Source organism: Pseudomonas sp. GD03842, assembly GCF_029841165.1.
GTDB lineage: Bacteria > Pseudomonadota > Gammaproteobacteria > Pseudomonadales > Pseudomonadaceae > Aquipseudomonas.
Genome location: NZ_JAOCEA010000007.1, coordinates 179,325 through 192,460 on the forward strand (window position 1 = coordinate 179,325; position 13,136 = coordinate 192,460).

Sequence of the window (13,136 nt, forward strand, 5' to 3'; positions counted from 1 at the left end):
GATACACCCATCCGAAGCGAACCCATCGTTCGGATGGACTCCAGCGGAGCCATCCTTCGAGTCGACTAATGGCACCTTCACGGTCTGTCGACGAAGTCCCTTTACAGACAACCGGTTACGTGCCGTTTTCAGAGGTCGTCCATTACCCCGCCAAAACCTCTGCGTTGAAGTCGCATGGATCCAAACTAATGTTTTTGCCACACAGGAGCAGGACGCACCTGCTCCGGACGACAAGAAGATCTGGACGTGAGCTGACGTGCAGCTCCCGAAAACACACCAACGCCCGAGATGTTGTCGCGTAGTTGTTTTTCGTAAAGCAGAAAAGGGATTTGGAAATGGAAAACATCGTCGTTGCTGACAAGGTCACCTCTCAAATCGACGCCCGTGCCTGGGGCAATCTGCAACTGAAAGATCCCGCTGTCGTTCAAATGCCGGTCGCGCCCAATCAGGTGGCATCGGTCACCCGAAATGGTCAGGACTTGATCGTCCACCTCAAAAACGGCGAGCAGATTCAAGTCGCCCATTTCTTCAATACCGGCCCGGACGGGCTGGCCAGCGACATGGTCTTTCAAGATGAGGACGGCGCGCTCTGGCAGGCGCAGTACAGCGCTGAGTCGTTCAATGGCTTCACCTTTGACGAAATCACCTCGATCGATGAGTTGATCGCCGGCACCGGCGTGGTCAGTGGTGCGACATCGGCCTGGGCCATCGCCGGGTTGGGTCTTTTGGGTGCGGGTGGCGCAGCAGCGGCCGCCGGAGGGGGCGGCGGTGGTGGTGGCGGAAATGGCGGCAGCCCGGGCAGTCCGCCCGACACAACGGCGCCGGACGCACCGACGGGGCTCGGATTTTCCGCCAACGGCCTGTTGCTGAGCGGAATTGGGGAAGTCGGCGCGCAGGTGACCGTTCGCGACGCCAACGGCAACGTGATCGGAACGGGTACGGTCGGCAACGACGGGCGGTTCGACGTCCCGCTCAACGCACCGCAGACCAATGGTCAGACCGTCAACGTGACCCTCACCGATGCCGCGGGCAACACCTCCGCACCGAGCACCACCACGGCAAACGACACCACCGCACCGAATGCCCCGGCGAACCTGCAGGTCAGCAACGACGGCACGCAGCTTTCCGGCACGGCAGAACCCGGCGCGACCGTACAAGTGCGCGGTGCGGACGGCACCGTCCTTGCCAGCGGAGTCGCCGCTGCCGATGGGACCTTCAACCTGACGCTCAGCCCACCGCAGAGCAATGGCCAGACGCTGTCGGTGAGTGCCACGGATCCGGCGGGCAACACCTCCGCGCCCGGCATCGTGATTGCTGCAGATACCACTGCGCCGGATGCCCCGACGAACCTGCAGGTCAGCAACGACGGCACGCAGCTTTCCGGCGCGGCAGAGCCCGGCGCGACCGTGCAAGTGCGCGGCGCGGACGGCACCGTCCTTGCCAGCGGAGTCGCCGCTGCCGATGGGACCTTTACCTTGACGCTCAACCCGCCGCAAAGCGACGGTCAGACGTTGTCGATCAGCGCCACGGACGCCGCCGGCAACACCTCGGTCAGTGCTCAGACACAGGCGCCGGACGTCGATCAACCTGGGACACCTGTAGATCAGACACCTCCCGACGCGCCCACCGACGTCGCCATCGCTCGCGACGGTACGCAGATTTCCGGTCGCGGTGAGGTCGGCGCCACCGCCACAGTCATCGACGCCAACGGCAACGTACTCGGCACCGCGGTTGTCGGTCAGGACGGCACGTTCACCGTGACCCTCACGCCCCCACAAACCGGCGGTGAGGTGTTGCAACTGACGCTGACCGATGCGGCGGGCAACGTTTCGACCAATGTCCCGGTGCAGGCCTATGACCTGTCGCCCCCCCTGACCCCGACGAATCTGGTGTTGTCCGCCGACGGGCTGACCCTGTCCGGACACACCGAAGCGGGCGCCCGGGTGTACGTCCGAGACATCGCAGGTCGCGTCATTGGCATAGGTCGCGCAGGTGCTGACGGCAACTTCACCCTGACCCTCGACGCCGCTCAGATCAATGGCCAGCAGCTGGACGTCAGCGCCCTCGACGCTGGGGGGAACACTTCGGCATCCGTGGTGTTCACCGCCGATGACACACAACCTCCGGCACCGGTCACCGATCTCGTGATCAGCGCCGATGGCACCCGGATTTCCGGGCATGGCGAACCCTTGGCGACGGTTACCATCGTCAGCCAGAACGGCACCCCGCTGGGCACCGTAGTGGTCGCAGCGAATGGCACCTTCGAGACTACGCTGACCACCCCCGTCAGCGCCGGCGACAGCGTGCGCGTCACGCAGACCGATGCACACAACAATGCGTCGTCACCCGTCACCGTGATTGCCCCGGCCACGGGCCCTGCCACCCCCGACAACCTCGCCCTCAGTGCCGACGGAACGCAGCTCACGGGCACGGCCTCGCCCAATGCGTTGGTCCAGGTCAGAGATGCCAGCGGCAACCTGCTCGGCAGTGCAGTCGCCGACAGCAATGGCACGTTCTCCCTGACCTTGTCCCCTGCGCAACTGGCCGGGCAAGTGATCGACGTGGTGTCCACCGACGGCAATGGCGTGAGTTCGGTCACCATTCCGTTCACCACACCGGACCTCACCCCGCCTGCCGAAGCCACCGATTTGACGGTCAGCAACAGCGGCCTCACCTTGGCGGGACGTGGCGAGGCAGGCGCGACCGTCACCGTGACCGATGCCCAAGGCAATGTACTGGGCACGGCCGTGGTGCTGGTCACTGGCAGCTTCACGGTCAACCTTTCAACTGCCCAGACCAACGGCCAGCCGCTCACCGTCGTCCTCACCGATCCTGCGGGCAATGCCTCTGCGGGCGCCCCTGTGACGGCCCCCGACCTCGACGGCCCGCTGCAACCCGAGAACATCAGCGTGAGCAGTGACGGACGGGTGCTGACCGGGGATGGCGAAGTCGGGTCGCGCGTCACCGTGACCGGCGCCAACGGCACCGTATTGGGCAGTGCCATCGTCGGTGCAGACGGGCATTTCAGCCTCACGTTGAACACGCCCCAGCACAATGGCCAGACCCTGCTGGTGACTGCCGTCGACAGCGCCGGCAATGCCGCACCTGCGGTCAGTTTCATCACGCCGGACACCCAGCCTCCCGTGGCCGTAAGCGGGCTCGCGCTGAACGCATCGGGCTCGGTGCTGACCGGCCTTGGCGAGGCCGGGGCCACAGTGACCGTACGCGACGATCAGGGTAACGTGATCGGCAGCGGCCAGGTGGGCAACAACGGGCAGTTTTCCCTGACCCTGGACACACCACAAACCGACGCTCAAGTACTGCAGGTCACCCAGGCCGATGCGGCGGGCAACGTCTCGCCGCCCGCCTCGGTGACCGCACCCGACACTTCCACGCCCGACCCCGTGACCGCGGTGACCGTGTCTGCCAACGGCCTGGTGGTGACCGGCAACGGTCAAGTGGGCGCCACCGTGACCGTCACCGACAGTCAAGGCCAGGTACTGGGCTCGTCGGTGGTCGGCGCCAACGGCCAATTCGAAATCACGCTCACTGCCGCGCAAACCAATGGGCAAGCCCTGAGCATCGTGCAGGCGGACGGCTCCCCTACGACCGCCCAGCCGGTGACGGTGCCTGCGCCCGACCTGCAAGCCCCTGCTGCCCCGAGCGCTCTGGTGCTCAATGGCGCAGGCGACACCCTCAGTGGGTCGGGCGAGCCCGGCGCCACCGTCAGGGTTTATGGCCCGGGCGGTGCATTGCTGAATACCGCCGTGGTCGACAACACAGGGCATTTTTCCGTTCAGCTCGGCGCGGTGTTCAACGACGGCCAGGTGCTGCAGGTCAACCAGACCGATGCCGCCAACAACCTGTCGGCCAATGCCTCGCTGACCGCTCCTGATGTCACCGCGCCGGTGGCACTGAGCAACGTGACCATCAGCAGCAACGGCGCAGTGGTCACCGGGATCGGCACGGCAGGTGACACCGTGACGGTACGGGATGCCAGCAACACGGTGCTGGGCAGCGCGGTGGTCGCGGCCAACGGCACGTTCAGCGTGACACTGAGCGCGCCGCAGCTGGATGGCCAGGTGCTGAGCGTCAGCCAGACCGATGCGAGCAACCTGTCGTCGCCTATCAGCCCAGTAACCGCGCCGGACGTCACCGCCCCCCCTGCCCCGACGGGCGTGACAGTGGACGGCACGGGTTCCACGGTGTCGGGCCAGGCCCAGGCGGGCAGCGTGGTGGTGGTGCGTGGCGCCGACGGGACGGCACTGGGGCAAGTCACCGTGGGTTCGAGCGGCACCTTTACGGTGACGTTGAATACCCCCTTGCACAACGGCGAAACCTTGCAGGTGTCTGCGACGGACGGCAGCAACACCTCCCTGCCCTCCACCGTAACTGCCCCCGACGACACGCCGCCTGCACCGGTCAGCAATGTGGCCATCGACCCGCAGGGCACCGTCGTCTCGGGCACCGGGGAACCGGGCACGACCGTCACCATCAGCAACGGCGCGACCGTCGTGGGCAGCGGCCCGGTCGGCGCCGACGGCACCTTCGTCATTACCCTCACGCCACCGGCGGCCAATGGCAGCACGCTGACCGTGACCAGCAGCGATGCCACGGGCAATACGTCACAACCCGTGCCCCTCGCCGGCCCTGACGGCACACAGCTCGCCACGCCAAGCGACCTGGCGCTGAGCACCGACGGCCTCACCCTGACCGGGGTGGGCACGCCCGGCAGCACGGTGACCGTCGTTGGCAGCAACCCGGCCGAGACCGCGACCGTCAACAGTTTCGGGCGCTTCAGCATTCGGCTGAATTTCGCCCGGTTGAACGCCGAAACCCTGCATGTCACCGCCAGCGATGGCGCCGGTCACAGCTCGGTTGTCGCCACGGTCATCGCCAACGACACCACTGCACCGGACGCGCTGACCACCGCGACCCTCAATGGAACGGGCAGCGTGGTGTCCGGTCGGGGCGAAGCCGGTGCGACGGTGAGCATCACCAACAGCGCCGGGGTGCTGCTCGGGACGGCAACCGTGGCCAGCAACGGCACCTTCTCTATCACCCTGTCCACACCGCAGACCAACGCGCAAGTGCTGGTGGCGACCCAGACCGATGCTGCAGGCAACGTGTCGCAACCCTTGACCCTCATAGCCCCTGACCTGCTCGCCCCGCCCGCCGCCACGGGCTTGAGTATCAATGCCGTGGGCACGGTTGTCAGCGGCCAGGGCGAAGCCGGCGCCACCGTCACCATTCGTGACGCTGCGGGCAATGTGCTCGCCACCGGCAGCGTGGATTTGAGCGGAAACTTCCAGGTGACCCTGCCCGCCGCCCAGACCACCGGTGCGGCGTTGCAGGTCACCCTGACCGATGCGTCGGGCAACGTATCGCCGACCGCCAGCCTGGCGACCACCGACAGCACGCCGCCGGCCGTGGTACAGGTTGAGCGGGTCAGCGGTGACGGCAGCGCCGTAAGCGGTACCGGCGAAGTCGGCGCTACCGTCAAGGTCACCGATGCCAACGGCACGGTGCTCGGCACGGCTATCGTCGGTGCCGATGGGCATTTCATCGTCGCCCTCTCACCCGCCCAGAATAACGGCCAGACCCTGGACATCAGCCAGACCGATGCCAGCGGCAATGTATCGCCGTCGGTGAACTTCCCCGCCCCCGACATCAGTCCACCTGCGGCGCTTTCTCAGGTGACGGTCAATGCCGATGGCCTGACTGTCACGGGCCACGGCGAGCCTGGCGCGACCGTTTCGGTGCGCAGCGTCGACGGCGTTCTGCTGGGCACCGGCCTGGTCGCCAGCAACGGGGCCTTCACCCTGACCCTCAATACCCCCCAACTCAATGCCCAGGTGCTGACCGTCACTCAAGAAGATCCACCGGGCAACGTGTCCACCGCCGTGACGGTGGTTTCCGTGGACCTGACACCCCCGGAAGCCCCCTTCGCACTGGTGCTCAATGGCGCCGGGCTGCAACTGACCGGCAGCGCCGAGCCTGGCAGCACCGTGACGGTACGCGATGCCTCCGGTAGCGTCATCGGCACCGGCAACACGGCCGCCAACGGCACCTTCCAGATCACCCTGAGCAGCGCACAGGTCAACGGCCAGACCCTCAGCGTCGTGGCCAGCGACGCCGCAGGCAACCCATCGCCTGCCGTGTCACTGGTGGCGGCGGACACCACTGCCCCGCTGGCCGTCAGTGATCTGGCGATCACGGCGGACGGCGCGACGCTGGCGGGGCATGGCGAAGCGGGAGCCACTGTCGTGGTACGCGACGGTAACGGCAACCTGCTCGGCAGCGGTGCGGTCGATGCCAACGGGCAATTCAGCCTGGCCCTGTCCCCCGCGGTCAGCGCGGGTGTGGCGGTCAACGTCATTCAGACCGATACGGCCGGTAATGCCTCACCTGGCGTCTCGGTCGTCGCGCCCGGCGCCCTCGCAGAACCCGCGCCGACCAATCTGTCCCTCAGCGCTGATGGCCTGACCCTGGCCGGCAATGCCACCGCTGGAAGCACCGTCACCGTACGCAATGCCGCAGGCGTGGTGCTGGGCACTGCGCTGGTCGGCAGTGACGGCACCTTCACCGCCGTCCTCTCCAGCGCACAGCTCAACGGCGAACAGGTCTTCGCCACCGCCACCTCCAGTGACGGCATCAACTCGATCGCCACCGACTATGTCGCTGCCGATGTCACCCCGCCGTCCGCCTTGAGCGACCTGGTGTTGACGGCCAATGGCACGACCTTGACCGGTCGCGGCGAGGCCGGTGCGACGGTCGTCGTATCCGGGACCGGCGGCGTCACCCTGGGCACAGCCGTGGTGGGCAGCAACGGCACGTTCAGCGTCACGCTGACCACCGCGCAAATTGCCGGTCAGACCTTGCACATCAGCCAGACCGATGCCAGTGGCAACGAGTCGCCCAGCCTTGACCTGACCGCCCCCGACCGCGTCGCGCCCGATGCCCCATTGGCATTGGCCGTGACCCGCGATGGCACGCTCCTGTCAGGTACCGGTGAAGCAGGTGCGGTGGTCAACGTCTACAACACCGCCGGAACGTTGCTGGGCACCGGCATCGTGCGAATCGATGGCGGGTTCTCCATCACCCTCACCACGCCTCAGGCCAACGGGCAAGTGTTGTCAGTGACCTTGACCGACGCCGCGGGCAACACCTCGGTGGCCGGCAACCTGACGTCAGTGGACACCACCGCGCCCGCGGCGCTGACTCAACTGGCCATCTCCAGTGACGGCCAGACGCTGACCGGGCAAGGCGAAGCCGGCGCCACGGTGACGGTGACCGACAGCGCTGGCAACGTACTGGGCACTGCGACGGTGAACAGCACCGGCACCTTCACGCTGGTGCTGGGCACCCCGCTGACCAATGCACAGCCGCTCACCCTCACCCAGACCGACGTGGCCGGTAACGTGTCGCCGACCGCAACGCTCAACGCACCGGATACCACGGCGCCCGACCCTCTGAACAACGTCGCCATCAACGGGACGGGGCTGGTCGTGACCGGCAGCGGTGAGCCGGGCGCTACCGTGACGGTCAAGGACGCCAGTGGCAACCTGTTGGGGACGACGCTCGTCTTGGGCAATGGCACCTTCAGCGTGACGCTGAATGCCGCCCAATTGAATCATCAAGTGCTCAGCGTGCAGCAGGCCGACCCGCCCGGAAACATCAGCGCGCCCGTCAACGTCGTCGCACCTGACCTGACTCCGCCAGCGGCCGCCACGGACCTGCAATTCAACGCGGCGGGCGATGTGATCAGTGGCGCCGGCGAAGTGGGCGCGACAGTCAGCATCACCTTGAATGGCACTGAGATCGCCACCGGAACCGTCGATGCCACCGGCCGGTTCCTGATCAACCTGCCGGACCGGCAGCACAACGGCGAGCAGGTCAATGTGGTGCTCAGCGACGCCGCGGGCAACGCATCGACAGCCGCCAGCGTCGTGGCACCCGACACCACCGCCCCCGTGCCGGTCGCGCAATTGGCGCTGGACACCGGCGGGCTGATCTTGAGCGGGACCGGCGAGCCAGGCGCACGGCTGGCGATCACCAATGCCTCAGGTGTCACGCTGGGCACTGGCACGGTCGATGCCAGCGGCAATTTTGCGGTGACCTTGAACGCGGCCCAACTCAATGGGCAAGTGCTGTCCGTGGTGCAAATCGATGCCGCAGGGAACGCGTCGTCCGAAGCCACAGTGATCGCTGCCGACCGGACTGCACCCGACCGGCCAGTGGTCACCTTGCTGAGCGCTGACGGCCTGACCCTGAGCGGAACCGGGGAAGCGGGCGCGACAGTCACTGTCACCAGTGCCAACGGTGGCGTGCTGGGCACTGCGACGGTAGCGGTCAACGGCACCTTCAGCGTCGGCTTGTCCTCCGCTCAACTCAATGGCGAAGTCCTGAGCCTGACGCAAACGGACGCCGCGACCAACCGCTCGGATGTCCTCACCTATCAGGTGCCCGACGTCACCACGCCTTCTGCCCTCAGCGGCCTGGCGGTCAGCGCCGACGGCCTGACCCTGACAGGCAATGGTGAAGGCGGCGCAACGGTCAGGGTGACCGATGCGTCGGGGACCGTACTGGGCACCTCGACCGTCGCCGCCAATGGGACCTTCAGCGTCACCCTGTCCAGTGCGCGGCTGAATGGCGAGTCGCTGACCGTGGTGCAAACCGATGCGGCGCTCCACACTTCGCCCACGGCAACGGTCACGGCACCGGACTCGACGCCGCCGCTGATCCCCTTCGATGTGCTGTTGACCGGTGGCCTCACGTTGACCGGCCATGCCGAAGCCGGCAGTACGGTGATCGTCACTTCGGCCAGCGGCGCGGAGCTTGGGCGGGGTGTTGCGATTGCCGACGGAACGTTCAGCCTCACCCTCACGTCGGCGCAGACCAACGGTGAGTTGCTGTCGATCACGGCAACGGATGCTCAGGCCAACGTGTCACCGGTACTGACCTATACGGCACCTGACACCACTGATCCCGATGCGGTAACGGGGCTCGCGCTCAATGCGGCCCTGACGCAACTGGCAGGCCGCGGCGAAGTCGGCGCGACCGTGGTCGTGAGCGGGTCGGGTGGCCCCCTCGGTTCGGCAATCGTCGGGGCAGACGGCACGTTCCTCATCACGCTGACGGGAACGGTCGCACCGAATGAGCAACTTCGGGTCATTCAGACCGACGCCAGCCTGAACGTTTCGGCAGATGCGTTCTTGACCGTGCCCACGACCCCGCCGCCCAGTGCGCCGGTGAATCTGACGCTCAGCGCCGACGGCCTGACCTTGAGCGGGGACGCCGCCGCCAGCACCACGATCACCGTGTACGGCCCTGGGAATGCCCTGCTCGGCACGGCCACCACCGACGGCACCGGGCATTTCAGCGTGACGCTCAATGCCGCTCAGACCAATGGCCAAAGCCTGCAAGTCACCGCGACGGCCTCGCTGGGCGGCGTCTCGCTACCCGCCACCCTGGTGGCGGCAGACACGACGGCCCCGGCTGCTCTTACCGACTTAGCAGTGAATGCCGCAGGCACCCTGGTGACCGGGCGCGGTGAGGTGGGGGCGACAGTGACCGTCAACGCGCCGGGCGGTACGGTACTCGGCACCGCCCTCGTCGGCGCCAATGGCATGTTCAGCCTGGTGCTCACCACGCCCCAGCTCAACGGCCAGGTGCTCAGCGCGCATCAGACCGATGGGGCCAATAACGTCTCGGCGACAGTGACCGTCCCAGCGCCGGACGTCACACCACCCGCCGCGCCGACTGCACTTGCGCTCAACACTGCCGGGCTGGTGCTCAGTGGTTTGGGCGAAGCCGGCGCGACGGTGACCGTGCGAACGGCGGGCGGCGTCAGCCTGGGCACCGCCGTGGTGGCTTCGAACGGCACCTTCTCGGTGGCCCTCAATGCGGCGCAACTGAATGGGCAGGTGCTGAGCGTGACTCAGGCCGACCTGTCGGGGAATGTCTCTGCGGCCACCGGTCTGACGGCCGCCGACGTCACCGCGCCGGCCCCCCTGAGCAACCTGACCTTGAGTGGCGCGGGCCTGCTGGTCAGCGGCACGGGTGAGGCAGGCGCGACCGTCAGAATCACCAATGCGTCCGGGACCCTGCTCGGCACCGCCGTGGTCAACGCCGCGGGGACCTTCACCGCGACCTTGAACAGCGCACAACTCAACGGCCAGGTGTTGAACGTCCAGCAAAGCGACGCGGCAGGCAACCTATCGGCTGTGGCCCAACTCACCGCTGGCGATGTCACCGCGCCCACCGCACCCACTGCGCTGCTGCTGGCGGCCAATGGCATCACCCTCAGCGGCGTCGGCGAAGCGGGCGCTACGGTCAACGTGTACGGGCCCAATGGTGCCCTGTTGGGCTCGACCACGATCGGCGTCACCGGAACGTTCAGCCTGGCGCTCAACAGCGCGCAACTCGATGGCCAGGCGCTCACGGTCAGATTGGTCGATACCGCGGGCAACGTCTCGGTCGCGGGCACGCTCACTGCCCCTGACACGACGCCACCGGCGGCGCCTGTCGGGGTGGCGGTCAGCACCACCGGCACGCTGGTCACCGGTACGGGGGTCGCGGGCGCAACCGTCAGCGTCCGCAATGCGGCGGGCCTGTTACTCGGCACCGCCACTGTGGCGGCCAACGGCACCTTCTCCGTGGCCTTGACGGCCGCGCAGATCAACAACGAGGTGCTGACCGTGACCCAGGCCGACGGGGCGGGTAACGTGTCTGTCGGCGCCACCGCGACGGCGCCGGACCTGACGCCACCGGCTGCCGCGTCCACCCTGGTGGTCAGCGGTGATGGCCTGAGCCTCAGCGGTACCGGGGAAGCGGGCTCGACGGTGACCGTCAAATCGTCTGCGGGGGTGGTCCTCGGGACAGGGGTGGTCGGCGGCACGGGTGTGTTCAGCATCACGTTGAACGCCGCGCAGATCAACGGCGAACGGCTGGTGGTCAGCCTCACCGACAACCGCGGCAACGTTTCGGTAGGCGCGAGCGTCACAGCACCGGACATCGATGCCAACGCGCCGGTGACCGCCAGTGACAACCTGGCCGTCGCCACCGTGAACATCGCACCGGCAGTGACCGTGCAGTCCTACACCGACTCGTTTGGCTCCCTGCTTCTTGGCGCGTCCAAGGTCTACAGCTTCACGGTCAACGCCGGGACCAGCGTTGACCCGACCCTGTTCCTGAATTCGCCGAGTATCGTCGGCGTGCTGACCTCGCTGAACTACACGCTGCAGGTCAAGAGTGCCAGCGGGGTTTGGGTCACCCTCGGGACCGGCGGCAACGGCGGCCTGCTCGACGTCATCGGATTGGCGGGTATAGGGGTGCGCGTGAACCTGCCGGATCTGCTCAGTGGCGATTATCGACTGGTCGTCTCCAACGCTGGCGTCGACGTGCTGACCGCCGTCAACACGAGGCTGGAACTGGGGATCACCAGCCTCACCCAGTTCAACGGGACGCCGGGGGCAGTCACGACCGGCAACGTGATCACCGACGTCGGCACCAACGGTCAGGTCGACCAGACCGGCCCCGACAACGGCGCCGTGTTGCAGATCCTGAAAGCGGGCAGCTACGTGGCGGCCGGCGGCGGCACCACCGTGCAGGGCCTGTACGGTACGCTGACCATCGACGCCAGCGGCCATTACACCTACACCAGTAATGGCAGCGTGGGCAGCGTCGGCAAGGTCGACGTGTTTAGCTACCAACTGGTGCACCCGAATGGCCTGAGTGCGACCGCCAATATCTACGTGCGCATCGACAGCCCGCAGGCGACCGAGGTCTGGAGCGATGCCAACCTGGCCAGCCCTGCGACGCTGGTGGACGCAACGAACGACATCGCCCATTCCGCGATCACCTTGACCAACCTGGTCACCACCACGCAATCCTCGCTGGGCAGCTTCGGCGTGTTGCTGGGTGGCGGCAGTGGCACCTACACCACCAGCGTCGCGGCCGACACGGTCAGCAACCTGACCGTGGTTCTGAACGCTAGTAACCTGCTGAGCCTGCTCGGTTCGACCACCGTCGGGCTGTACAAGCTGAGTACGGCCACGGGTCAATACGTGCTCGTCAAGTCCTACGGGGGTGGCTCACTGTTGAACCTGGGCGGCGGCAACTACGGCATCAACTTCGACGGCCAGACCAGCGGGACCTATCAGGTGAAAGTCGTGGTGGGCGGTGTCGGTGTGCTGAGCACGGTCAACACCAGCCTGATAAACACCGCGACCTCGACCAATCAGTTCGTCGTCGGCAGCTACACGCCCGTGTCGGGCAACCTGCTGACCGACACCGCGGGTGGCGGCGTCGACATGCTGGGCTCGCCCTACACCGTGCTCAGTGTGCTGGTGGCGGGCAGCTACGTGACCCCAGGCTACAACGGCACCACGATCACGGGCACCTACGGTTCGCTGCTGGTGCACGCTGACGGCAGCTACACCTACACGCTCAACAGCGGGCTGACCAGTGCGGTCGTCGGGCATGCCGACGTGTTCACTTATCAATTGACCCACCCGAACGGCACCACCGACACCGCGACCTTGACCATCGACCTCGACCCGGCCAGCGCGGTGGCAAGCACGTCGTTCAGCGCACTGTCGATGTCCATTGCCCCCACCGAAGACCACGGCACGGCGCTGGTCGCTGCCACGACCACCAGCACCGAGACGCTTCACGGCTCCAATGGCAACGACACGCTGGATGGCTCCCATGGCGGGGCGATCACCCTGGAGGGCGGCGCGGGCAACGACACGCTGATCATTGCCGACCAGTCATTCGCCTCCGTGGATGGTGGTACCGGCACGGATACCCTGCTGTGGGCCGGGGGCGATGCGACGATCAATCTGGGGGATCTGCACAACCGGATTCACAACATTGAAATCCTCGACCTCAACCACACCAGTTCCGTGTCCTTGACCTTGAACCTGGCCGATGTGCTGGCCATCACGTCCTCGGACAACGACACCCTGGTAATCAAAGGCAACAGCGCAGACAGCGTGCACATGACCGATCGCTGGCTAGCCGACGGCACTCATCAGCTCGACGGTGTCGATTACACCCAATACACCCCTCAGGAGGATCCGAGCCACCATTTATGGGTACAGAACGGCGTACACGTGGTGTGACGCAGGGAA

The 13,136-nt window shown here is 66.5% G+C and carries 1 protein-coding gene; it reads left to right on the plus strand.

Annotated elements, in window-relative coordinates; translation table 11 throughout:
- Window positions 1-335: 335 nt before the first annotated feature.
- Window positions 336-13,127 carry a BapA/Bap/LapF family large adhesin gene (locus N5D61_RS12420; protein ID WP_279892947.1) on the plus strand — a complete coding sequence of 4,264 codons (12,792 nt, stop codon included), beginning with the start codon at window positions 336-338 and terminating at the stop codon, window positions 13,125-13,127.
- Window positions 13,128-13,136: the final 9 nt, after the last annotated feature.